Source organism: Geobacter sp., from assembly GCF_027327745.1.
GTDB lineage: Bacteria > Desulfobacterota > Desulfuromonadia > Geobacterales > Geobacteraceae > Geobacter.
The window spans coordinates 40,537-64,400 of sequence record NZ_DAHVYG010000060.1; the positions used below are offsets into that span (position 1 = coordinate 40,537).

General features: G+C 64.3%; 22 protein-coding genes. 12 read left to right on the plus strand and 10 right to left on the minus strand.

What is annotated here, in order from left to right:
• Positions 1-126: 126 nt before the first annotated feature.
• Positions 127-372 carry a hypothetical protein gene (locus M6689_RS11455; protein WP_298271729.1) on the plus strand — a complete coding sequence of 82 codons (246 nt, stop codon included), beginning with the start codon at positions 127-129 and terminating at the stop codon, positions 370-372.
• A gap of 97 nt (positions 373-469) precedes the next feature.
• Here the strand turns inward: M6689_RS11455 and M6689_RS11460 are convergent, their stop codons facing one another.
• The 6 genes from M6689_RS11460 to M6689_RS11485 form a co-directional block, all read right to left on the minus strand.
• Complete coding sequence (locus tag M6689_RS11460; protein ID WP_298271844.1) at positions 470-805, minus strand: exosortase system-associated protein, TIGR04073 family; 336 nt, start codon at positions 803-805, stop codon at positions 470-472.
• Positions 806-843: 38 nt separating this feature from the next.
• On the minus strand, positions 844-1,263 hold the full coding sequence (locus M6689_RS11465; RefSeq protein ID WP_298271731.1) for an exosortase system-associated protein, TIGR04073 family: 420 nt from the start codon (positions 1,261-1,263) through the stop codon (positions 844-846).
• Between the two features lie 83 nt (positions 1,264-1,346).
• Positions 1,347-3,581, minus strand: a complete 2,235-nt coding sequence (locus M6689_RS11470) for a DNA polymerase domain-containing protein (RefSeq protein WP_298271733.1) — start codon at positions 3,579-3,581, stop codon at positions 1,347-1,349.
• Positions 3,582-3,672: 91 nt separating this feature from the next.
• Positions 3,673-4,275: a peroxiredoxin gene (locus M6689_RS11475; RefSeq protein ID WP_298271735.1), complete on the minus strand. Its 603-nt coding sequence runs from the start codon at positions 4,273-4,275 to the stop codon at positions 3,673-3,675.
• A gap of 192 nt (positions 4,276-4,467) precedes the next feature.
• A complete protein-coding gene (locus M6689_RS11480) occupies positions 4,468-5,214 on the minus strand; it encodes an ATP-binding protein (protein WP_298271738.1) in 747 nt (248 codons plus the stop codon).
• A 45-nt stretch (positions 5,215-5,259) separates the two neighbouring features.
• The gene (locus M6689_RS11485) at positions 5,260-5,616 is read right to left on the minus strand and encodes a nitrous oxide-stimulated promoter family protein (RefSeq protein ID WP_298271740.1); all 357 of its coding nucleotides are present in this window, start codon (positions 5,614-5,616) and stop codon (positions 5,260-5,262) included.
• Between the two features lie 115 nt (positions 5,617-5,731).
• Between M6689_RS11485 and pcnB the strand changes: the two genes are divergently transcribed.
• A complete protein-coding gene (pcnB, locus tag M6689_RS11490; protein WP_298271742.1) occupies positions 5,732-7,093 on the plus strand; it encodes a polynucleotide adenylyltransferase PcnB in 1,362 nt (453 codons plus the stop codon).
• Between the two features lies 1 nt (position 7,094).
• On the opposite strand, the gene M6689_RS11495 is transcribed toward pcnB, so the two are convergent.
• Positions 7,095-8,042 carry a DUF523 and DUF1722 domain-containing protein gene (locus M6689_RS11495; protein WP_298271744.1) on the minus strand — a complete coding sequence of 316 codons (948 nt, stop codon included), beginning with the start codon at positions 8,040-8,042 and terminating at the stop codon, positions 7,095-7,097.
• A gap of 233 nt (positions 8,043-8,275) precedes the next feature.
• Here M6689_RS11495 and M6689_RS11500 point away from each other — a divergent pair, with 233 nt between their 5' ends.
• The 7 genes from M6689_RS11500 (at position 8,276) to M6689_RS11530 (ending at position 17,741) form a co-directional block, all read left to right on the plus strand.
• The gene (locus M6689_RS11500; RefSeq protein WP_298271746.1) at positions 8,276-9,907 is read left to right on the plus strand and encodes a GAF domain-containing sensor histidine kinase; all 1,632 of its coding nucleotides are present in this window, start codon (positions 8,276-8,278) and stop codon (positions 9,905-9,907) included.
• Positions 9,900-10,271, plus strand: a complete 372-nt coding sequence (locus M6689_RS11505; RefSeq protein ID WP_298271749.1) for a response regulator — start codon at positions 9,900-9,902, stop codon at positions 10,269-10,271. The genes M6689_RS11500 and M6689_RS11505 overlap by 8 nt, the downstream gene beginning before the upstream one ends.
• 72 nt (positions 10,272-10,343) lie before the next feature.
• Positions 10,344-12,851, plus strand: coding sequence for a mannose-1-phosphate guanyltransferase (locus M6689_RS11510; protein ID WP_298271751.1), 2,508 nt, complete (start codon positions 10,344-10,346; stop codon positions 12,849-12,851).
• Positions 12,852-15,053 carry a glycoside hydrolase family 57 protein gene (locus tag M6689_RS11515; RefSeq protein ID WP_298271754.1) on the plus strand — a complete coding sequence of 734 codons (2,202 nt, stop codon included), beginning with the start codon at positions 12,852-12,854 and terminating at the stop codon, positions 15,051-15,053. It abuts the gene before it with no gap.
• A 13-nt stretch (positions 15,054-15,066) separates the two neighbouring features.
• Complete coding sequence (galT, locus tag M6689_RS11520; RefSeq protein ID WP_298271758.1) at positions 15,067-16,092, plus strand: galactose-1-phosphate uridylyltransferase; 1,026 nt, start codon at positions 15,067-15,069, stop codon at positions 16,090-16,092.
• A 30-nt stretch (positions 16,093-16,122) separates the two neighbouring features.
• Positions 16,123-17,589: a glycogen synthase GlgA gene (glgA, locus tag M6689_RS11525; RefSeq protein ID WP_298271761.1), complete on the plus strand. Its 1,467-nt coding sequence runs from the start codon at positions 16,123-16,125 to the stop codon at positions 17,587-17,589.
• Positions 17,586-17,741 carry a hypothetical protein gene (locus M6689_RS11530; protein ID WP_298271763.1) on the plus strand — a complete coding sequence of 52 codons (156 nt, stop codon included), beginning with the start codon at positions 17,586-17,588 and terminating at the stop codon, positions 17,739-17,741. Before glgA ends, M6689_RS11530 begins: the two co-directional genes overlap by 4 nt.
• 89 nt (positions 17,742-17,830) lie before the next feature.
• Here the strand turns inward: M6689_RS11530 and M6689_RS11535 are convergent, their stop codons facing one another.
• Positions 17,831-19,345, minus strand: a complete 1,515-nt coding sequence (locus M6689_RS11535; protein WP_298271765.1) for a NapC/NirT family cytochrome c — start codon at positions 19,343-19,345, stop codon at positions 17,831-17,833.
• Between the two features lie 335 nt (positions 19,346-19,680).
• Between M6689_RS11535 and M6689_RS11540 the strand changes: the two genes are divergently transcribed.
• Together M6689_RS11540 and M6689_RS11545 are read left to right on the plus strand one after the other, a co-directional pair.
• A complete protein-coding gene (locus M6689_RS11540; protein ID WP_298271768.1) occupies positions 19,681-20,757 on the plus strand; it encodes an alanine--glyoxylate aminotransferase family protein in 1,077 nt (358 codons plus the stop codon).
• A 224-nt stretch (positions 20,758-20,981) separates the two neighbouring features.
• On the plus strand, positions 20,982-21,161 hold the full coding sequence (locus tag M6689_RS11545) for a hypothetical protein (RefSeq protein WP_298271771.1): 180 nt from the start codon (positions 20,982-20,984) through the stop codon (positions 21,159-21,161).
• Between the two features lie 60 nt (positions 21,162-21,221).
• Here the strand turns inward: M6689_RS11545 and rd are convergent, their stop codons facing one another.
• Both rd and M6689_RS11555 read right to left on the minus strand, forming a co-directional pair.
• Complete coding sequence (gene rd / locus M6689_RS11550; protein WP_298271775.1) at positions 21,222-21,380, minus strand: rubredoxin; 159 nt, start codon at positions 21,378-21,380, stop codon at positions 21,222-21,224.
• Between the two features lie 40 nt (positions 21,381-21,420).
• Positions 21,421-21,612 carry a ferredoxin gene (locus tag M6689_RS11555; RefSeq protein WP_298271778.1) on the minus strand — a complete coding sequence of 64 codons (192 nt, stop codon included), beginning with the start codon at positions 21,610-21,612 and terminating at the stop codon, positions 21,421-21,423.
• Positions 21,613-21,882: 270 nt separating this feature from the next.
• Here M6689_RS11555 and M6689_RS11560 point away from each other — a divergent pair, with 270 nt between their 5' ends.
• Positions 21,883-23,736 carry a phosphoenolpyruvate carboxykinase (GTP) gene (locus M6689_RS11560; protein WP_298271780.1) on the plus strand — a complete coding sequence of 618 codons (1,854 nt, stop codon included), beginning with the start codon at positions 21,883-21,885 and terminating at the stop codon, positions 23,734-23,736.
• Positions 23,737-23,864 lie beyond the last annotated feature (128 nt).

Consider the following 23,864-nt stretch of genomic DNA (forward strand, 5'->3'; position numbering starts at 1 on the left):
GGAAGGGGGGTGCGGGAGACGGGGAGCGCGGGATCCGGTGCAAAATCGGCATGTTGCGGTGCCGGTGAGAAAGTGGCACGGACCCTGCTGTACTGCCGGAACAAAATATCCTTTGGAGGTGTTGTAATGAAAAAAGTGCTGTCCTCGATCGTAGCCGCCCTGGTAGCCGTTTCTTTCGCCGGCGTCGTGTTCGCCGCCGAGCCGAAGAAAGAAGAAGCTCCGGCTGCCGCTCCGGCTGCTGCCGAGAAGAAGGAAGAGAAGAAGCCGGCCAAGAAGGCCAAGAAGGTGAAGAAGGCCAAGAAGGCTGCCAAGAAAGTCGAGAAAAAGAAGGAAGAAGCTGCTCCGGCTGCTCCGGCTGCCGAGAAGAAGTAAATCTTCTTTCATTGCAGTACAAGAAAAGCCGCATCTTTGGATGCGGCTTTTTTATGGTCATTCCTCTCTGCCGGACTCTACCGGCACCGGGCACCTTCTATTCCTTCTCCCAGACGTAGGGAGGATCGAGATAGGGGTCGTAAAAGCCGGGCCAGGCGACGAAGAAGGTCGCCAGCTCCCCGACGCCGCTCAGCGTCCTCACTACGGTCATCCCCACCCCTTTCAGCGGCCCGAGAAGGATTCCCTTCGTCGGGCCCGATTCCTGCCAGGTCACATAGATCTGTTTCGGCAGCTCCAGCCAGCCGGTGGCCGTGTTGGCAACCCCCCGCGAGAACTTGTTCGCCATCCCATCCACGACCTCCTGCGCCGAGGTGTTGTCGATGTTCCGCAACCCTGCGGCGGAAGCCGGCGAGAAGCAGGCTGCCGTCACCATGATGGCCAACCCTGCGATCAGAATGCGCTGGCAACGGGTCATTGCCCCTCTCCCTGGTGGCCGCCGCTCTGTTCGCCGGCGGCGACCTGTCCCGGTTCGCTCCGCGGTTCCTCCCACCCCTTCCAGACATAATCCGGCTCGATCATCGGGTCGTAGTAGCCGGGCTGCGGAACGAGGAAGAAGACCGTCTCGGCCGCGCCGATGAACGCCCGGTAAGCGGTCATGCCGATTCCCTTGAGGGGGCCGATGACGTAGCCGACCGTCCCCCGGTCCCGGACGCTCAGGTACGACTGCTTGGGGAGCTCGACGACGGCGGTGGCGAGATTGGTGACGCCGCGGGCGAATTTGAAGGCCATCTTCTCCGCGATGAATTCGGGTTTGGGGCCGTCCTGGGCGAAGGCGGGGGGGGTCAGGGCGAGCGTTGCGAGAAGGAGGAGGGCAAGCGTGACGGAACGCATAGAAGATTCTCCTTATGGTGGAAGGTGGATACCTGATACCCCTTGTAACACAAATGTTTTGGGGTAGCAAGCGACGAGGCTCTTCAGTCGAAGAGGGAGCGCTCCCGCGGCAGGAAGGGGGCGAACCGCTTCAGCATCTGGTGGAGCTTGTCCAGGTAGTATTCGGTGTTTTCGTCGGGGCGGACGGGATCGTACCGTGATGCCGGCTTGCAGCTTTCGTACACCGTCACCCCTTTCCCCCGGCCGGTGACGTAGTAGCTGATCTGGTCGCCGGCCCGGTAGTCGTGGTCCGAGCGGAGCGCAATCTCGAAGGCCGCCGACGGATTGCGCTTTCCCTGGCGAACCTTCTGGAGATAGGTGGCCGGCGCCTCGCCGAGGGTTTCGGTCCGGGCGAGCCGGTCGACCGGGATGAGGTGGTCCCGGAGACGCCGGGCGTATTCGTCGTGAAGCGACGGGATCGCCTCCCCCTGGCCGGTCAGCAGGAGCCGGATCACCTCCGCCATGAATTCCCGCAGGTAGCGCTCGATCCCCCGGGACTTGAGGGCGCTCCCCCTGACGGTCACCGCGCCGTCATGGCCCAGGAGGGCGTAGTTCTTCATCTTGTAGGAGAAGACGGCCCGGTAGCGGCCGTCCAGCTCCACCTCGATCCCCTCGGGAAGCGTCGCCGACAGCTCGCGGACCAGCGCCTGCTCCTGCTCTGGCGAGGTGATTCCCGGGGGAGGGATGAAGTAGATGCCGTCGGTATCCACCTCCACGGGGCGGGCCCCCCGGGACCGCAGCCACTGCAGCATGGTGCCGATGGTCTCCCGGCCGAGCCGGGTCACCTTGGCGGCTGCCCGCACGTCGGCGAAGGAGTGGAGGGTGGTGCCGAGGTAGCCGTAGAAGGAGTTGATCAGGACCTTGAAGGTCTGCTGGAGGGCCTCGTAGTACTCCCGTTCGTGCGGCTCCGTCGCCTGCCGGGCGAGGGCCTTGGCCCGCAGGCGGAACTCCCGCAGGCTTCGCAGCAGCGGCAGGAAGAGGCCGAGGCTCTCCCGGGCCGGCGCGATGCCGTAGGCGAGCATGAGGGAGGGGTAGAGGGAGGCGACGTCGCAGTGGACGATGGGGGAGAGGACCCCGGTCTCGAAGATGTCGGTGTACCCCCCCTCGAAAGTGGCCGCTTCCCCGGAGGGGAGCGGGATGGCCACCCCCCGGCGGAGATACTCCCTCAGAAAGAGGGCGTTGATCCGGGTCGCGTTGCCGCGGATGACGCAGCTCTGGTAGCTGTAAGGGAAGATCCGGGCCTGGAGAAACCAGGAGTGGGAGAGGAGCCGGGAAAGGGCGAGGGTTTCCCGCACGTCGTCCAGGTTGTAGCGCCGCAGAGCCTCGGGGTCGGTCCGGAAGATCTCGTCCATCGCCTGGCGGTCGAGGTAGACCCGGTCGGGGGAGGCGAGGCCGAAGTGGCGCGCCGCCTGTTTTAGTCCGTGGCTCTCCAGTGCGCGGCTCGCGACGTCGTAGATCAGGAGGATGAAGTAGGTGTCGATGACGGAGCGGCCGTAGATGTCCCAGCGGGGGTAGTCGACGACCCGCTCAGCCACGGTGAAGCGCGAGGGGTGGACCCGCGGCAGGCTCCCGTCGCGTCCCCAGGCGAGCCGCACCCCATGGCGGGCGGCCCGGGCGCGGATGTACTCCAGGTCGAAGCGGAAGAGGTTGTGCCCCTCGATCACGTCCGGGTCCCGCTCGCGGATGATGGCGGTGAGCCGCTCCAGCATCTCCCGCTCGTCGAGCTCGTGCCCCGAGAGGTACGCCTCGAATCCCCCTTCTTCCATGACGGCGATGGAGAGGATCCGGTCCTCCTCCCGGGCGGGGTTGGAGAACTCGAATCCGGGGGCGCAGGCGGTCTCGATGTCGAGGGCGAGGCGGCGGAGCTGCGGGAACTCCAACCCCTTGAAGAGGGTCGTGCCGGTGAGGAGGAGGTGCTGGTGGACCGGATCGGAGAGAAAGAGGTAGGGGGCGTCGGGGGACGACGGGGTGTGGCCGCTTCGTTTCGCCAGGAGCTCCTTCGCCGAGGTGCAGTCGCGCCAGTCGCGGAAGAGGGCGAGATGGCGGAGTTCGCCCGGGCCGGCCAGGGGGCGCAGTTCCACCTCCCCCTTGAAGCCGGCCAGGAGGTCGGGGTCCGCCAAGACGATGAAGGGGCGGAAGGGGACATCCTGGAAGACGACGCCGTGGGGGGTGCGGATGAAAAGGCGGATGAAGCGTCCCGCCAGTTCCGCCGCCACCACCCCTTCCGTCGGGTCGGCGCCGGAGAGGAGCGGGGTGTCGGTCAGGTGGAGGTCGTCCATGGCATCGGTCCGAGGGTGACTGTGGTGATTGAAGCAGAAACGGCACGGCCCGGGGGACCATGCCGTCTCTGTCTGGGCTGCCGTGTCTGCGCTATCCCACCGCGTGCTTGGCGAGGTAATCGGCAACTCCCGCCGCGGTCGGCTTCATCGCCTCTTCCCCCTCCTGCCAGTTGGCGGGGCAGACCTGGTCGCCGTGGGTCTCGACGAACTGGAGGGCGTCGACCATCCGCATCGCCTCGGTCACGCTGCGGCCGAGAGGGAGGTCGTTGATGATCGCGTGGCGGACGATCCCCCTGGTGTCGATCAGGAAGAGGCCGCGAAGCGCCACGGAGTTGTTGAAGAGGACCCCGTACTGCTTGGCGATCTCCTTGTTGAGGTCGGAAACGAGAGGATACTGGATGTTGCCGATGCCGCCGTCTTCTACCTTGGTGTTCTTCCAGGCGAGATGGGTGAACTTGGAGTCGACGGAGACACCGAGGACTTCGCAGTTCTTCGCCTTGAATTTGTCGATCGTCTTGTTGAAGGCGAGGATCTCCGACGGGCAGACGAAGGTGAAGTCGAGGGGGTAGAAGAAGAGGATCACGTACTTGCCGCGGAAGCTCGAAAGCTTGATGGTGCCGAAGGTGTTATCGGGCATGACCGCATCGGCGGTGAAATCGGGGGCTTCCTGGGTTACGAGGGTACAGAGGCACATGGGGTGGTATCTCCTTTCCGGCGTGAAATTGAATGGCACAGGGAAATAGATACCAGCCCCGGGACCCCTTGTCAATCGAAAAAAGATAAAAAGAGTCTTTTTAGTCTTTTGGACCGCGAGAAGAAAAAAGCCCCCGTCTTCTCCGGGTTTCCCCCGGGGGTGACCGGCGGGAAGACGGGGCAGGGGAAACGGCTACTTCACGGTGCCCTGGATGCCGATGGTGACCTCGCGGAAGGGGATTTCCTTTCCCGAGGCGGCCAGGGCCTGGCGGGCCGCCATGACGATGCCGCCGCAGCAGGGGACCTCCATCCGCAGGACCGTGATGCTCCTGATGGTGGAGACCCGGAAGAGCTCCGCCAGCTTCTCCTGGTAGAACCGGTTGTCGTCGAGCTTGGGGCAGCCGATGGCCAGCGCCCTCCCGTCGAGGAAGTCGCGGTGGAAGTCGGCGTAGGCGAAGGGGACGCAGTCGGCGGCGATGACGAGGTCCGCATCCTGGAAGTAGGGGGCGGCGGGGGGGACCAGGTGGAGCTGGACCGGCCACTGGCGAAGCCTGCTCGGCTGGGGGGGCGCCGGCGTGGTCCCGTCGGCTTTCGGGGGGGCGTCGAGGACCATGGCCCGGGAACCGGGGCAGCCGCCGCCGGCGTGGTGCTGGTGGGAAGAAACGGCGTGGTGCGGCGGATGGGATACAGGCGCGCGGCCGGTCTGTCTCAGGTGCTCGTCCACCGCCTCCTCGTCGAAGGCATCGGCCTCCCGCTCGATGATTCGGATGGCATCCCGCGGACAGTCCCCGAGGCAGGCGCCGAGGCCGTCGCAGAGGTTGTCGGCGGAGAGCACCGCCTTGCCGCCGACGATCCTGATGGCCCCTTCGGCGCAGGCCGGGACGCAGAGGCCGCAGCCGTTGCACGCTTCTTCGTCGATCTGGACGATTTTTCTGATCATGGTTTTTCTCCCCTCATTCAATCGGTAGCTTTATGTCGTAACGGCTCAGAAAAAGTAGTGCCAGAGGTAGTCGAACCGGCCGCGCATGATCATCCGTCTTCCCGAGAACCCCATTACCTCGCGGATCCGGGCCCGGTACTCCTTGCCGTAGCAGTGGATGCGGCAATGCTTGCACGACGGCTTCGGATCGAGGGGGCACTTGCGCCGCCTGGCGATGCCGTGGGCGAGGAGGCCGGCGCATTCGCCGCAGAGTTCCACCCCCCTGCGGTAGCGGTGGGCGACCTCGGGGGGGAGCTCGACCGGCGCGCGGCCTGCCCGGTCATGGCGGGCATGGCAGTAGACCCGGACGAAGTCGATCAGGACCCTGAGGTCGTGCTGCTGTTTTTTCGTGAACGGTTCCATGGGGCCAATCATAGGATAAACGGGGCGGCGTTGTCATGACCCAGATCAAGAAATGCCTCTTTCCGGGCGGGGGGCTGTTTTTGCTTTTCGGCCGGTTCTGTGTTATGTAACCCCCATGAGCACACGAGCCCCCGTCATTATCACCCGCGCCGACCACCCCATCTCCCGCTCCCTCGTCAGCCCCAACGCCCTCCGGGTCCTCTACCGCCTCAGGGACAACGGTCACCTCGCCTTCCTGGTGGGGGGGTGCGTCCGGGACCTCCTCCTCGGCCGCGAGCCGAAGGACTTCGACGTAGCGACCGACGCCACCCCGAATCAGGTGAAGCGGCTCTTCCGCAACTGCCGGCTCGTGGGGCGGCGGTTCCGGCTCGCCCATATCCACTTCCAGGACGAGATCATCGAGGTTGCCACCTTCCGGGCTCTCGCCGCGGGGGAGGAGGAGCCGGAACCGGCCCCGACGCCCGGCGGGGAGCCGGCGGAAGGGGAACGCCCCCGTCCGCCGCGGCATCTGGTGAGCGACGAGGGGGTGGTGCTGCGGGACAACGTCTTCGGCACCCCGGAGGAGGACGCGCTGCGGCGCGACTTCACCGTCAACGCCCTTTCGTACAATATCGCCGATTTTTCGATCATCGACTACGTGGGGGGAATGGAGGACCTGCGGCGGGGGGTGATCCGGACCATCGGCGCTCCCCTGGTCCGCTTCACTGAGGACCCGGTCCGGATGCTCCGGGCGGTCCGCTTTGCCGCGCTCCTCGGCTTCACCGTCGAGAAGGAGACCTGGAATGCGCTCCTGGAGCTCGCCCCGACCATCACCCGGGCCACGGCGCCGCGGCTCTACGAGGAGGTCCTCAAGCTCTTTCTCTCGGGGGAGGGGGAGCGGGTCTTTCAGCTCATGCGCCAGACGGGGCTCTTCGGGCACCTCTTTCCCCGCTTCAGCGCCTGGCTCGACCGGGAGAGCGCCGGCTTTCCCCACACCCAGCCCGGCAAGGCCCTCGAATGGGTCGACGGCCAGGTGGGGAGCGGAGAACCGGTGTCGCCGCCGCTCCTCCTGGCGCTCATGTTCGGGGAGTTCCTGGAGGAGCGGGCCGATGAGCTCGCGGCAGCGGGAGTCCCACCCCAGGAGTCGGTGAGCGCCGCCGTGGCCGAATTCCTGGGGGAACAGGCACCGCTGGTCGCCGTCCCCCACCGGATCGGGCTCGCGGTCCGGGAGATGCTGGCGCTGCAGCACCGCCTCCGCAAGATTCCCGGCAAGCGTCCCCAGGCGGTGCTTGCCCGCAACTGCTTTGCCGAGGCGATTGCCTACCTTCGATGCCGCTCCCTTCTCACCGGCGAGGGGATGAAGGTGCTCGACTGGTGGGAGCGCTACGCGCGGGAGAGCGTCATGCCGGCGGTGGAGGCGGGCGTCGGTGAAGGGGAGGGGGAGCCGCGCCGCCGGAGGCGCCGCCGGCGGCGCGGAAAGAAACCGCCGCCGCCCTGAGCTAAACACAATTGCGGAGCATCAGTTCCGTGGGGATGGGGGTGAGGTAGACCTGACCGAGGAGCTGCTCCTCCCCGCATTTCCTGGCGTAGTGCCGCAGGAGCGTCACCGGCACCACCAGGGGAACGAGCCGATCGTGGTACTCTTCGATCACCCAGGCGACTTCGACCCGTTCCTCCGGCGTGAGGCGCTTCCCGAGGCAGCCGGCGAGCTGCTGCAGCACACGGGTGTGCTTGCGGACGGTGGCGCGGCGGGTGAGGGCCTTCATGAAGAGCGCCTCGTAGCGCGCGAAGAGCCCTTCCGGCGGCACCCCGTTCGCGCCGGCCACCAGCCTCCCCAGCTCCCGGCACTGCTCCGGGCTGTGGGCCATGAGGAGGAGCCTGTGGGCGGTGTGGAACGCCGCCAGGCGTGCGGGGGTCGTTCCCCCCGCCACGAGCTCCTTCCACCGCCGGTACGCCAGGACCCGCACGATGAAGCTTTCCCGCAGCTGCGGGTCGCGGAGCCGCTCCTCCTCTTCCACCGGGAGGAGCGGGAAGCGCGCCGTCACCGCTTCGGCAAAGAGTCCCCGCCCCCTCTTCGCCTTCATCCCCGGGCGGTAGACCTTTACCCCGAAGAGGCCGGAACTGGGCGACCCCTTCTTGAAGATGAAGCCGCAGAGATCCTCGGCGGCGAGCTCCGCGACCTTCTCCGCGCACCATCGCCGCATCCGCTCCGTGTGGTCGATGCGGGTCCGGACGGTGACGAGCCGCACCCTCCCCCCCTCCTCCACGAGCCGCATCGGCTCCCGGGGGGTCGGCAGGCCGCACCCCGCTTCGGGACAGACCGGGAGAAAGCGGAAGAACTTCCCGAGGGTGCAGGTGAGGTAGCGGTCGTGCTTGTGGCCGCCGTCGTAGCGGACCCGCTCCCCGAGGAGGCAGGCGCTGACGCCGATGGTGATCGGTGTGGTCATTGGTCTCTCCGGAGTCTGAAAAAAATAATTAATGCAGGCCGCGCCACGTGCCGATGTAACAAGGGATGAGCGGAGACCGGGCCGCGACACCTTCGGGTTCCGGCCGGCGAGGCAAGGCATGTTTAATTAACAGCGGCGCGGATTGTGTCGCGGCAAACCTTGAAAACACGGGGCCGGCTGCTATAATTGTTGCCGTTTCCCCGCTGGAAATCAAGCCCGCCGGAGAGGTGTCAGTGGATTGGGAGTGTTGCTGGGACAGGGAGGTCATCGAACCGGGGGAGTGCCCCAACATCGGCGAGGGGGAAGAGGTCCTCTATACCTCTCTCCGGCGCCGGGTGCTGGAGAAGTGCGTCGACTGCCCCCGTTTCCGTGCCGACCTGCAGCAGATGCGGGAGTCGGGAGCGCCCATGGTGGAGATTTTGCCGCATATCCTGGCCGAGCTCCAGGAGCAGCGGGGGAAGCTCCAGGCGATGGGGAGTTTTCTCGACAGCCGGGACCGGGAGATCAAGTTTCTCCATGAGATCAGCCTCGTCCTCCAGACCTCCGTCGACCTCGACGAGGTGCTGTCGGTGGTGATGACCGCCATCACCGCGGGGAAGGGGTTCGGGATGAACCGGGCGTTCCTGCTGCTGGCCGACAAGGAACGGAAGGCCCTGAAGGGGTACCTGGGGGTCGGTCCCCGGAGCTATGGCGAGGCGTGGGAGACCTGGAGCGAAATCCAGCGCGACGACTTCACCCTCAAGGAGATGGCGAAGAACTTCTACAAGACGAAGCTCTCCTCGGAAAAGCAGAAGTTTCACGACATCCTGGAGCGGCTCGTCGTTCCCCTTGCCGAGCATGGCCATATCCTGAACCGGTCGCTGCGGGAAAAACGGCCGATCCTCGTCGAGAATGCGTTCCACAACCCCGATGTCGATTATGCCTTCGCCCAGATGCTGGGGGTCGACACCTTCCTGATCACGCCGCTCATCTCCCGCAACCGGCGGATCGGCGTCATCATCTCCGACAACTGCATCACCCACAAGCCGATTACCCCCCAGGATGTCCAGTCCCTGGAGACCTTCGCCTTTCCGGTTGCCTTCGCCATCGAGCGGGCTTCGCTCTACGAGCGGCTCCAGGAGGAGCTCCTGAAGGTGACCGCCGCCAACGTGAAGCTCAAGGAGCAGCAGGAACTGATCGTCAAGATGGAGCGGATGGCGCTCGTGGGGAAGATCACCTCGAACATCGCCCACTCCATTCGCAATCCGCTCATGATTATCGGCGGCTTTGCCCGGTCGCTCCTCAGGACGGCAAGCGAGGACGACCCCAAGCGGGAGTTTCTGGACTCTATCGTCAGGGAGACGCTGCAACTGGAAGAGGTGCTGGAAGAGGTCCTCAACTACTCCGACTCCCTCTACCCGGCGCTGGACACCTGGGATGTGAACCATCTGGCGAGCACGGTCTGCCGGGAGCTCCATCACCGGCTGAGCGAGCGGCGCATCGCCTGCCGCCTGCGGCTGGAAACGGGGCTCCCGCCGGCCCGCATCGACTACAGGCAGGTCTCGTACTGCCTGCGAACCATCATCGCCACCGCCATGGAACGGATGCCCGGGGGGGGAGAGATCGACATCGAGACCCGCCTTGGCGACGGCTGGATCATCCTGGCGGTAAAGGATACCGGCCAGCCGATCACCCGCGAAAGCCTGGAAGAGCTGACCTCTTTCCTCGACACCGGGCAGGAGCTCGGAAACGGGCTCGGTCTCGCCATCTGCAAGACCATCATGGAGACGCACGGCAACACATTCGACATCGAGACCCCCCCGACGGGGGGGACCCGCTACATTATCAAACTACCCGTGAACACGGAGGGTATTACCAATGGCTAGACTGCTCGTTGTGGACGATGAAAGCAGCATCCGGCTCCTCTATTCCCAGGAGCTGGCGGACGAGGGGTACGAGGTGGTCACCGCCGCCACTGCCGCCGAGGCGGTGGAAAGGATCCGGGAGAGCGAGTTCGACTTGATCGTCCTCGATATCAAGCTCAGGAACGAAAGCGGACTCGACCTGCTGCAGAAGGTGGTGAAGGAGCGGCACAACCTGCCGGTGATCCTTTGTACGGCGTTCTCCTGCTTCAAGGACGATTTCTCGGCCTGGCTCGCCGACGGCTACGTGGTGAAGTCGAGCGACCTCACGGAGCTGAAGGAGGAGATCGCCAAGGTCCTCGCCAAGAAGAAGCAGCTGAAGGCTTAGGGAGAGGGTGCCGCACCTCATTCCATCAATCGATTGCAGACGCACTGACCCAACCGAAAAGGAGCGTTACTGATGAAAGCTGTGATTATGGCCGGCGGGTTCGGCACCCGCATCCAACCGCTGACGAGCAACATCCCCAAACCGATGATCCCGCTGCTGAACCGCCCGATCATGCTCCACATCGTGGAACTGCTGAAAAAGTACGAGATCACCGATCTCGTGATGCTCCTCTATCACCAGCCGGCGGTGATCAGGAACTTCTTCCGCGACGGCACCGACTTCGGGGTGAAGATCACCTACGTCACGCCGCTGGAGGACATGGGGACCGCCGGCGCGGTGAAGTGCGCCGAGAAGTACCTGGACGAGCGGTTCCTGATCATCAGCGGCGACCTGCTGACCGACTTCAACCTCCAGAAGGTGATCGACTTCCACGAGGAGAACAAGGCCCTTGCCACCATCACCCTCACCTCGGTGAAGGACCCGCTCCAGTTCGGCGTGGTCGTCACCGACAAGGAAAAGCGGATCACCCAGTTCCTGGAGAAGCCGGGGTGGGGGGAGGTGATCTCCGACACCATCAACACCGGCATCTACGTCCTGGAGCCGGAGATCTTCAAGTACATCCCCGAGAACGAGAACTTCGACTTCTCCCAGGACCTCTTCCCGAAGCTGCTGGAGAAGAAGGAGCCGCTCTTCGGCTACACCGCCAAGGGGTACTGGCGCGACATCGGCAACACCGACTCCTACCGTGAGGCCCACCACGACATCTTCAAGGGGCGGGTGAACGTTAAGATCGACGAGCCGAAGCAGGACCTGGTGGGTAAGGACCTGCGGCTCGGCAGCGACGTGAACCTGGACGACCACGTCACCCTGGAGGGGACAGTGGTGGTGGGGGACAACTCCCAGGTCCTGGAGGGGGCCCAGATCAAGGACTCGGTCATCGGCCGCAACTGCACCATTGAGGCGGGGGTAAAGCTCAGCCGCTGCGTCATCTGGGACAACGTCTACGTGAAGAAGGGGGCGAAGCTCAACGACAGCGTGCTGTGCAGCAACGTCCGGGTCGGCCACGGCGTGGTGATGGAGGAGGGGGTCATCGTCGCCGACGACACCGCCATCGGCGAGGAGTCGTACATCAAGCGCGACGTGAAGATCTGGCCCCGCAAGGTAATCGAGGCGGGGGCCACGGTCACCGGCAACCTGATCTGGGGGGAGAAGTGGAAGAAGTCCCTTTTCGAGGGGGCCATGGTCAAGGGGCTCACCAACATCGAGCTCACTCCCGAGTTCGTGGCCAAGCTCGGCTGCGCCTATGGCACCGCCCTTCCCAAGGGGAGCTACATCCTCTCGGGCCGCGACGCCTACCGCTCCTCCCGGATGCTGAAGCGCAGCTTCATCGGCGGGCTCCTCTCCGCCGGGATCAACGTCCGGGACCTCACCATGGTCCCGATGCCGGTGCTGCGCTACAAGCTCCGGACCTTCGGCGAGGTGGGGGGGATCCAGTTCCGCCAGGCCATCGACGACCCCGCCTCCACCGAGATCGTCTTCCTCGACGGCGAGGGGCTGGACTTCTCCAGCTCCATGGGGAAGAACGTGGAGCGGATCTTCTTCAAGGAGAACTTCCGCCGTGCCCACCACACCGAGCCGGGCGGTCTCAGCGAGCTCCCGCAGGTGATGGATTTCTACCGCGAGGGGTTCCACCACGCCATCGACAGGGTGCCCCTGCAGAAGAAGAAGTTCAAGGTGGTGATCGACTTCAACCACTCGGCGGCGAGCCAGCTCCTCCCCGGCATCCTGAACGCCATCGGCTGCGAGGTTATCAGCCTCAACGCTTACGTGGACGAGGAGCGCGGGGTCCAGGCCCTGGCAGACCGCCAGCAGAGCCTCTCCCAGCTCTCGAAGATCGTCGCCACCCTGGAGGCCAACGCCGGGTTCTGGCTCGATCCCACCATCGAGGGGGTGATCGTTGTGGACGAGGGGGGGACGGTCTACGAGGGGGCGGAGCTCCTGCCGCTCATGGTAGGGCTCATGCTCAAGGCCGGGGAGAAGGGGCTCTTCGCCGTGCCGGTCTCGGCCCCTTCCGCCATCGAACGGATGGCCCAGGAGCGGGGGTGCGCCGTCACCCGGACCAAGAGCGCCGACCGCGCCATGATCGAGGCCGCCCAGTCGTCGGAGGTGATCCTCGCCGGCACCATGGACGGCCGTTTCGCCTTCCCGAAGTTCCAGGCCGCCTTTGACGGGATGTACGCTATCGCCAAGACCATCGAACTGGTGGCCAGGTGCGGGGCGCCGATCTCGAAGGTGATGGGGGAGATCCCCCAGCGGGCCTTCCTCCAGAGCCGCGTCCCGTGCGTCTGGGACATGAAGGGGGGGATCATGCGGAAGATGAGTGAGGACAGCCTGGAGAAGGAGGCGAGCTTCATCGACGGCATCAAGGTCCACTTCGGCGAAGACTGGGCGCTGGTGCTCCCCGACCAGTACCATCCCTACGTCCACATCGTGGCCGAGGCGCGGGATCCGAAGACGGCCCAGAGGCTCCTCGCCGAGTACCAGAAAAAAGTGGAGCAGTGGAAGAAGGAGCTCTCCTAGATGGCCGAACCGCTGCGCGTAGCCTTTCTCTGGCATATGCACCAGCCCTACTACAGGGACCCGGTGAAGGGGGAGTACGCCCTCCCCTGGACCTACCTCCACGCCGTGAAGGACTACTACGACATGGCGGCCATCGTCGACGCCACCCCCGGCGCCCGGGCGGTCTTCAACCTGGTGCCGTCGCTCCTGGACCAGCTCCTGGAGTACGCCTGCGGCGAGGCGGCGGACCCCTGGCTCGTCCGGGGGAAGATGTCCCCCGGGGACATGACCGAGGAGGACCGCCTCTTCGTCCTGGAGAACTTCTTCTCCGCCAACCGCCAGCGGCTCATCGACCCGTCGCCCCGCTACCGGGAGCTCCTCATGCTGGCGGGCGACGGGAGGAAGACGAAGGGGCGCGACCGGCTCCGGCATTTCGGCGATCAGGAGATCCGCGACCTCCAGGTCTGGTTCTTCCTTGCCTGGACCGGCGAGGCGGTCCGCCGGCGCTATCCCGAGCTGAAGGAACTCGTGCGCAAAGGGCGCGGCTTCACCGAGGAGGAGAAGGGGCTTCTCTTCGCCCGGCATGCCGAGATTCTCAACGCCATCATCCCGCTGTACAAAAGGCTCCACGAGGAGGGGAAGGCGGAGCTTGCCGTCTCCCCCTACTACCACCCGATCCTGCCGCTGCTCTGCGACATGAAGGTGGCCCATACCGCCATGCCCCGGGCAAATCTTCCCGCGGCCCGCTTCCGTCACCCGGAGGATGCCCGCAGCCAGGTCGCCCGCGGGATTGCCCGTTTCCGGGAGATCTTCGGCTTCGCCCCGGCGGGGATGTGGCCGTCGGAGGGGGCGGTGAGCGACGAGGCCCTCTCGATCGTTGCCGGCTGCGGCCTCAAGTGGGTCGCCACTGACGAGGATATCCTGGGGCGGACCCTTCCCGGCGGTCTCGGCCCTCACAAGGGGCGCCTTTACCACCCCTACACCTTCCGTTCCGGCGCCCGGGAGGTGAAGATCTTTTTCCGGGATCACCACCTCTCCGACCTCATCGGCTTCACCTACTCCTCGTGGGAGCCTGCCCGGGCCGTGGAGGATTTCGTGGGACGGCTCCGCACCATCCGCGAGCGGGTCCCCGATGCCCGGCTGGTGCCGGTCATCCTCGACGGGGAGAATGCCTGGGAGTACTATCCCGACAACGGCTACGGCTTTCTCCGCGCCCTCTACGCCGCCACCGCCGCTGCCGACGGCGTGGAGCTCGTCACACTTTCCGGGCACCTTGCCCGGGAGCCGGAACGCAGGGTGCTCGACCGCATCCACCCCGGCTCCTGGATCAGCGCCAATTACGGCATCTGGGTGGGGCACCCCGAAGAGAACCTGGCCTGGGACTACCTGGAACGGGCCCGGGAGGCGGCGGTAACCGCCAGCCCCCACGTGACGGAGCTTCTGGCGGTGGGAGGGGGGAGCGGGGAGGAGGCGGAAGAGATGCGGCTCGCACGGCTCGTCTGCGACTCTCTCTACGCCGCCGAGGGGAGCGACTGGTTCTGGTGGTACGGCGACGACCACTTCTCGGTCCACAGCGACCGCTTCGACCGCCTTTTCCGCCGTCACCTCATGAACGTCTACCGCCTCCTGGGGCTTGAGACCCCCCGGGAGCTCTTCGAGCCGATCAAGAAGATGACGCCGGCGGGGCTCGTGCGGGAGCCGGCGGCCCTCGTCACGCCGACCGTCAACGGTATCGTCGACGACTACTTCGAGTGGCTTGCCGCGGGGCTCTACGACCTGACCAAGCAGTCGTCCGCCATGCATGCGGCGGAGAGCCTCCTGCAGTCGTTCTTCTACGGCTTTGACCGGGAGAGCCTCTACATCCGGCTCGACAGCCCCGCCCCCTTCGCCGAGTCGCTCCTTGAGGGGGACGAACTCCACCTCCACCTCGCCACGACGGGCGAGCACCGGCTCGACCTTCGCCCCGGCACCACCGGCGGGAACCTGCTCGTCAAGGGGGCGAAGGGATGGAAGAGAGGGCGCGGCTGCTGCCGGTGGGCCATCGGCCGGGTCTGCGAGATCGCCGTCCCCCTGCTCCCCCTCGGCCTTGAACCCCACGGGAGGCTTGCCGTCTTCGTGACCCTGACCCGCGGGGAGGAGGAGTTCGGCCGCTGGCCCGCCGACGCCCCCCTCCTCCTCTCTTACGCGGGCCCCGATCTCGACGCTTACAACTGGATCGTATGATACTGGAGGAACGATGTCCGAACTGAGATGGGACCCCCTGAAGCAGCATTGGGTGATCATCGCCGCCGACCGCGGGCGGCGGCCGCGGGATTTTCTCGTCGAGCCCCAGCCGGCGGAGGTGACGAGCTGTCCCTTCTGCTACGGCAATGAGGACAAGACCTGCCGGGAGATCTACGCCACCCGGCCGGGGGGGGCACCCAACTCTCCCAACTGGAAGGTGCGGGTGATCCCGAACAAGTACCCCGTGCTCCGGATCGAAGGGGAGCTCAACAGCCGCGCCCACGGCCTCTACGACGTCATGAACGGGATCGGTGCCCATGAGATCATCATCGAGACCCCGGACCACAACCGGGGGCTCGCCGAGCTGGCGCCGGCGGAGATCGCCGAGATCCTCAAGGCGTGGCGCGTCCGGTTCCTCGACTTGCGCAACGACATCCGCTTCCGCTACATGGTCCTGTTCAAGAATCACGGGGCGAGGGCGGGGGCGACCCTCTCCCACTCCCACAGCCAGCTGATAGCCGTGCCGCTCATTCCCCCCGTGGCGGCCACCGAGCTGCGGATATGCCGGGAGCACTTCGAGAACAAGGAGCGCTGCATCTTCTGCGATCTGATCGACTTCGAGCTCCAGCACGGCGATCGGGTGGTGCGCGAGTTTCCCAATCACGTCGTGGTGACCCCCTACGCCTCCTGTTTCCCCTTCGAGCTCAGGCTCTATCCCAAGCGCCACGGCCACGATTTTGCGCTCCTTGCCGACGGGGAGCTGGCGGAGCTTGCCGTGGCGATGAAGGATATGCTGGGACGGTTGAAGAGCGTCCTCAAGGACCCGCCGTACAACTTTATCCTCCATACCGCCCCGCCGCGCCAGCCGCGGCTCGGCAAGCCGGACTACTGGAGCTCCATCGAGTACGACTATCACTGGCACATCGAGCTAGTCCCCCGGCTTACCCAGATCGCCGGTTTCGAATGGGGAACCGGTTTCTACATCAATCCCACCTCGCCGGAGGATGCCGCCGCCTTCCTCCGCGGTGCGGAGCTGTAAGATGAAAATCGGCGGCAGCGGGAGGTGGCGATGAAGATACTGGTGGTTGCTTCCGAAGTCACCCCCTTCGCCAAAACGGGGGGACTTGCCGACGTGGCCGCGGCACTGCCGAAGGAGTTGCGGCGCATGGGGCACGACGTGCGCGTGATCATGCCGTTCTACGGCTGCGTCGCCGCGACGGGGCAGCCGGTCCGCAAGGCCCGCAAGAGCGCCGAGATCGAGCTCGGCGGGGAGCGGTACAAGGGGTTTCTCCGCCAGGGGGCCCTTGGGGAGGTGCCGGTCTATCTCGTGGAGCAGCGGGAGCTGTTCGGCCGCGATCATCTCTACGGTACCTACGAGGGGGACGATCCCGACAATCCCCGCCGGTTTGCCTTCTTCTGCCGCAGCGTCCTGCAGTTTTTGAAGCGGATGGACTTCCGCCCCGACGTGATCCACTGCCACGACTGGCAGACGGCCCTGATCCCGATTCTCCTGCGGCACGAGCTGGGGGAAGATCCGTTCTTCGCCCGGACGGCCACGGTCTTTACCATCCACAACCTCGCCTACCAGGGGGTGTATCCTCCTTCTGCCCTGCCGGAGATGGGAGTCAGCCCTTCTCTCTTCACGATGGAACTCCTGGAGTACTTCGGCCGGGTAAACCTCATGAAGGGAGCGATCCTCTCCGCCGATATCATCACCACCGTCTCCCGGACCTACTGCCGCGAGATCCGGACACCGGAGCACGGTTGCGGCCTGGAAGGGGTGCTCGAAAAGCGAAGCGACAATCTCCACGGCATCCTCAACGGTCTCGATACCGATGAGTGGAATCCGGCCACGGACCGGCGGATCCTGCGCACCTACTCGTCCCGGGCCCTGGCCGGCAAGTGGGGGGACAAACTCGCGCTGCAGCGGGAGCTCGGCCTTACCGTCTCGGCAACGCTCCCCCTCATCGGGATGGTGGGGCGGATTGTGGAGCAGAAGGGGATCGAACTGGTGGCGGCGCTCCTTCCCCGCTTTGCCGCCGAGGAACTGCAGCTCGTCATCCTCGGCACCGGCGACGCGCGGTACATGGAGCTGCTGGAGCGGTTCCGGCGCCGGGGGATGGAAAACGTCTCCATCAACCTCGGGTTCAAGGACCCCCTGGCCCCGAAGATCTATGCCGGGAGCGACATGTTTCTCATGCCGTCGCGTTTCGAACCGTGCGGCCTTTCACAACTTATCGCGTTCCGCTATGGCGCGGTGCCGATTGTCCGGCACACCGGCGGACTCGCCGATACGGTGATCGACGCCACCGGCGATCCCCGGGAGGGGAACGGGTTCTGCTTTGCCGACTTTGTCCCCGATGCCTGCTGGGATGCGGTTCAGCGGGCCCTGGCCGTGTACCGCGACCCGGGGGGGTGGCGCAAAATCGTGCGGCGCGCCATGCAGAAGGACGTTTCCTGGCGTAGCGCCGCCGGACAGTACGAGGCGCTGTACAGATCGGGAATCGAGAGAAAGCGGGGGGGCAAAGGCGGATGAGCGAAGAGGGAAATGGGCTGGACGAGCTGAGCAGGGAGATCCGGAAGGTGATTGATGCCAACCGGAAGTTTCTGGATCGGGTTCTCGACGGCGATTTCGACGCCGACGAGACGGCCGAAGGGGAGGAAGATGAGGGTGCCGAAGAGCTCTAGCCGCTAAGGGCGCCATGGCGAAACGAAAGAACCCCGGGGGAATTCCCCCGGGGTTCTTTCGTTTTGTCGACTGCGGTGCGTCCGGAAGGTCAGAGCTTCCCGCCCCCCGGAATATCCTCGCCTCCCGCGGAGTGGCAGTCGCTGCAGTTGGTCTTGACGATTTCGTCACCGATGTCAACCGGGTGGACGAACTGATTCACCACCTTGCCGGCGGGGATGTTCTCCTGCTTCTGGCCGATGACGGTGTGGCACATGTTGCAATCCTTGGAGATCACTTCGCCGTTGGAGGCCTTGTGCTTGCCGTCGTGGCAGCGGAAGCACCCCGGGGTGTAGAAGTGGCCGATGTGGTTCGGGTAGGTGTTCCAGGATACCTTCATTTCGGGGAAGAAGTTGCGGCTGTAGACACCCTGCACGTACTGGACCGCCTGGTTGACGGCCGCAGCCTTCTGCCTGGCCACCTCGGGATAGTTCTTGGCGTAGTAGTCGGGGATGCCGGCGGCGATGGCTTCTTTCGCTTCTGCCTGTAACTTGTACGGTTTCTCAAGAATCTCCACGGCTACTTTCTTCAGATAGGGAAGAGCCGGATCGATCTTGCCGGAGGCAAACCCTTCGTCCATCTCCTGGCCGGGTGACTTGTAGATATGGGTCGGTCGGTTGTGGCAGTCGGTGCAGTCCATGAGCCGTTTCTTGGCCGTGGCGATCTGCTCCTTGGTCATGGGCTTCTCGGTGCTCATGAACTCCATGAAGGAACCGTCCTTCTGCTTGACGGCGATATAGGGTATCTCGAGGCGTTTCTTATCGCTGGCGATGTAGTAGACCTCGGTGCCGATGTGCCAGTGAATACCCTTGGCATGGGGAGATTTCGGGGCGCCGCCGATGTTGATCAGCATGTTGATCTCGCGCGGGGTGTTCTCCTTGTTCGGGGCGTAGTGATAGAAGACCTTCTGGCGGCCGGCGTAGAACTTCTCGGGCCAGTGGCAGTGCTCGCAGGTGTCACGGGCGGGGCGGAGGTTTTCAATGGGGGTCTCGATGGGGGTCGGATAGCTGTGGGTGGCAACCGCCCAGACCTGGCGCAGACCGGAGATCTTCGCCTTCACGTACCACTTGGCGCCGGGGCCCACATGGCATTCGACGCATTTGACCCGGGCGTGGGGGGAGTTCGACCACGCGGTGTGCTCCGGGGTCATGACCGTGTGGCAGAGCTCGCCGCAGAAGGTGGTCGATTCGGTGAACTCGAAGCCGAGGATGGAGGCGATGGAAACGATCAGGACGAAGATGACGCTGGCGAGCACGAAGAAGATGAAGAGGTGCCGCTTGTGGGGATCGTTGAAATCGAGCCGGGGGTAGGGTGGGATCTCCTCCGGGGTGGTGGTGCGCCGCTGCTGGCGGACCCTCCAGGCCCCCACCGGCACGAGAAGCAGACCGAAGATGAGCATCCCCGGGAAGGCGAAGTATACCAGAAGTCCGATGTAGGGGTGCTCGATACCGGTGATCATTTCCATGGCGAGGAATGCGACGATGAGCCCCGTTGCCACGAAGGCAAGGAGGAGCCCCACCATGCTGATCGGGTTCCAGAGATAGCCTGCTGTCTTGCGTAACGTCATACGTCCTCCTCAGATAAAACACCTTTTTGCTTTGCCGCCGGGGGAAATGTAAACACCGGCACATTTAAACCACGTATCATTACTACTTGCCCGGCTCTCGTGTCAATTCAAAAAGACTTTCGCCGAGAAAAAGCATTCCGTGGAAAGGGTAACCGCGGAGCGCTGTTTCATGAAGTGTCGTTAAAATACGGTTTGTCCGGGGCACCTCCCGACTTGACAAGCCGGTAGCTCTTCTGCTAGCCTCCAAAGGCCGCCGGAGCCGCTCTGCGGCTGGGTTGTCCGCTTGTTTCGGCTCCGGCCTGTTTTTGACTCTAATGAGCGAGGAGACGATACTCATGACAAAAAAACTCTTCATTCCGGGGCCAGTGGAGGTGCACCCCGAAATCCTCCAGGCTATGGCGACCCCGATGATCGGACACCGGATGCCCGAGTATGCCGCGCTTCACGGACGGGTGACCGCGGGGCTCAAGAAGCTCCTCGCCACCGATTCGCGGGTTTTTCTCGCCACTTCCAGCGCCTTCGGCGTCATGGAGGGGGCGGTGAGGAACCTGGTCGGCAGCCGGTGCGTCAACTTCTGCAACGGCGCTTTTTCCGACAAGTGGCACGATGTCACGAAGCGCTGCGGCAAGGAGGCCGACGCGGTGAAGGTGGAGTGGGGCGAGCCGATCACCGCCGAGGTGGTGGATCGTGCCCTTGCCACGGGGAAGTACGACAGCATGACCCTTATCCACAACGAGACCTCCACCGGAGTCATGTCTCCACTGCCGGAGATTGCCGCGGTGCTCCGGAAGTACCCCGAAGTGGTCTCCATCATCGACACCGTCTCCTCCATGAGTGCCCTGAATATCCCGGTGGACGAGCTCGGTATCGACTGCTGCATTTTCGGCGTCCAGAAGGCCTTTGCCCTGCCGCCGGGGCTCGCCGTCTTCACGGCCAGCGAAAAGGCCCTGGCCCGGGCGCGAACGGTGGAGGGGCGCGGCTACTACTTCGATTTTGTGGAGTTCGAGGCAAACGATGCCAAGAACAATACCCCGTCCACCCCCTGCATTTCGCAGATCTATGCCCTCGACCGGCAGCTCGAAAGGATGTTTGCCGAGGGGCTGGAGCAGCGCTGGGCCCGGCACCGGGAGATGGCCTCCTTCGTCCGGGGGTGGGTTGCCGAGCGGGGGTATGGTTTCTTCGCGGCCGAGCCGTACCGCTCCGTCACCCTGACCTGTGCTGTCAATTCACGTGGCACGGACCTTGCTGTCCTCAAGAAAATGCTCGCCGAGCGGGGATACGCCTTCGATGACGGCTATGGGAAGATCAAGGGTAAGACCTTCCGCATCCCTCACATGGGGGACATGCAGCGGCAGGATCTTGAGGAATTCCTGTCGGTTGTGGATGGGTGCCTCGGGATGCTTCCGGCCTGAGCGACGATCCCCGCGGGGCGAGGCCTGCTTTTTTCGCAATTGATGCTATACTTCTCCAATCAGTTCGATTCCGGGGCCGCCTGTCGCGGGCTCCATGAAGATGGCTCTCAGGGCGCGCCGTCTCCCGGTCGTGTCTGTAGTAACCGAGCATTGCCAATTATTATTTCAAACCCGACCGGGTCGCTCTTCGCGTCCGGTTCCGGCGAACAAGGGGAGGGTAAGGTATGAAGTGTCCGGAGTGCGGCAGCAGGACATCGGTGGAGATTGATATGCATTCGGAGGGGTTTACTGCCGAGGAGTCTCCGGTCAAGGAGTGTGGATCCTGCGGGCTCGTCTGGAGGGTGCGGATGGTGCAGGGGAAGCCGACGATCGACATCATCAAGGCTGCCGACAAAAAGGAATAGCAGGATGCAGGCTCTCCCGGGAGATGCCCGCATCCGTCGGGATGACGGTCTCAACGCCGGTCAGACCGGTTCGAAGAGTTCCTTTCCCGCCCCGCAGATCGGACATACCCATCCGTCGGGCAGTTCCTCGAACGGCGTGCCGGGGGGCACGCCGTTTTCCGGGTCCCCCTCCGTCGGGTCATACTCGTATTGGCAGATCGTGCAGCGCCAGCGTTGCATGGTTGATACCTCCTCCTGGGGGGGGGCGGTGCGGACCGGCTCACTCCTTCCAGCTTATGGCCTGGACCGGGCAGCCGTCGATGGCCTGCTGGATCTCCCGCTCGGTGGCGCCCGCCGCATCGTAGACCTCCGATTTGCCACTCTCGTTGAATTTGAATACTCCGGGGCAGGTCGATACGCAGAGTCCGCAGCTGATGCACGCCTCCTGGTCGACCTGGGGTGTTCTTGTCATTGTTAATCCCTCCTTCAGAACCAAATGCCCCCAATTGTAACAACCGGGAGTTCCCTGTCAATCCTGTGATTGCATAGAATCCGGTTCGTGCGGCCTAACATTTTATCATTCCTTATTATTTTTACTGGCACTTGATATTTTTTTGTGATAATAAATCCGTTTACAAAAACAGGGTTTTCAGGCGGACCTCCGGAAGTGTCATTGTCGGGCTCCGCAACGGCAGTAGTTGTGCAAAAACACATAATAAAGCTGGGAGGAGGGAGAAGGGGCATGAGTTACGAAGTTCCCAAGAATGAAAAACTGCTGAAGTGGGTCGAAGAAGTCACGATCCTGTGCGAGCCGGACCGGATCCACTGGTGCGACGGCTCCCAGGAAGAGTACGACGAGCTCTGCAATCTGCTGGTCAAAAGCGGCACCTTCTGCAAGCTCAATCCGGAGAAGCGCCCCAACAGCTATCTGGCCTGGTCCGATCCGATCGACGTGGCGCGGGTGGAAGACCGCACCTTCATCTGCAGCTTCTCCAAGCAGGATGCCGGCCCGACCAACAACTGGATGCCCCCGAAGGAGATGAAGGAGAAGCTCCACGGTCTGTTCAAGGGGTGCATGAAGGGGCGGACCATGTACATCATCCCCTTCAGCATGGGCCCCCTTGGCTCGCCCATCGCCAAGATCGGCGTGGAGATCTCCGACTCCCCCTACGTGGCCGTCAATATGAAGATCATGACCCGCATGGGAAAGCAGGTCCTTGACGTTCTCGGCGACGGCGAGTTCGTGCCGTGCCTCCACTCGGTGGGCGCTCCCCTGGAGCCGGGTCAGAAGGATGTCCCCTGGCCGTGCAACAAGGAGAAATACATCGTCCACTTCCCCGAGGAGCGCGCCATCTGGTCCTTTGGTTCGGGCTACGGCGGCAACGCCCTCCTCGGCAAGAAGTGCCTCGCCCTGCGCATCGCCTCCAAGCAGGGGAAGGACGAGGGGTGGCTGGCCGAGCATATGCTGATCCTCGGCGTCCAGTCCCCTGACGGCGAGAAGACCTATGTCGGCGCCGCCTTCCCGAGCGCCTGCGGCAAGACCAACTTCGCCATGCTGATCCCGCCCAAGCCGCTGCAGGACAAGGGATGGAAGGTCACCACCCTGGGTGACGACATTGCCTGGATCAAGCCCGGTCCCGACGGTCAGGTCTACGCCATCAACCCCGAGTACGGCTACTTCGGCGTCGCCCCCGGCACCAACGTCAAGACCAACCCCAACGCCATGGCGTCCTGCGCCGCCAACACCATCTTCACCAACGTGGCGCTGACCGAGGATTGCGATATCTGGTGGGAAGGGATGACCGACGAGCCGCCGGCCAGGCTCACCGACTGGCAGGGGAACGAGTGGACCCCGGGGTGTGGCCGCCCGGCCGCCCATCCCAATGCCCGCTTCACGTCGCCCGCCTCCCAGTGCCCCTCCATCGATCCCGACTGGGAAAACCCCAAAGGGGTGCCGATGAGCGCCTTCATCTTCGGCGGGCGCCGCAAGGACACCGTGCCGCTCGTCTACCAGGCCTTCAACTGGAACTTCGGCGTCTATCTCGCCTCCACCCTCGGCTCGGAGACCACCGCCGCGGCGGTCGGCGCCACCGGCAACGTCCGCCGCGACCCCTTTGCCATGCTCCCCTTCTGCGGCTACCACATGGCGGACTATTTCGGCCACTGGCTGCAGTTCGGCCGTTCCATCGCCAAGCCGCCGCGCATCTTCAGCGTCAACTGGTTCCGCAAGGACGCCAGCGGCAAGTTCATCTGGCCCGGCTACGGCGACAACATGCGGGTCCTCAAGTGGATCGTCGAAAGGGTCCACGGCAAGGCCGCGGCGGTCGAGTCGCCGCTGGGGTGGATGCCGCGCTACGAGGACATGGATTGGGACGGGCTGGAGATGACCCGCGAGAAGTTCAACGAGCTGACCTCCGTCGACCGCGATGTCTGGCAGAACGAGCTCATCTCCCACGAGGAGCTGTTCGTCAAGCTCTACGACCGCCTCCCCCAGGAGTTTCTCCATATGCGCCAGCTGATCACCTCCAGCCTCTGGCGCTCGCCGGAGCACTGGGAACAGATCGGGGAGCTTCATCCCGAAGGGTGGAACGAGTAAGCATTGCCTGACGCGCCCCGGGCTTCCGGCGGGAGCACGGGGCGGGTACCGCTCCAGCGTCGAAAAGGGTGGGGGGATGCCGTTTTCTTGGCATCCCCCCACCCTTTTTCGTGACCGGTGGCTCCCGG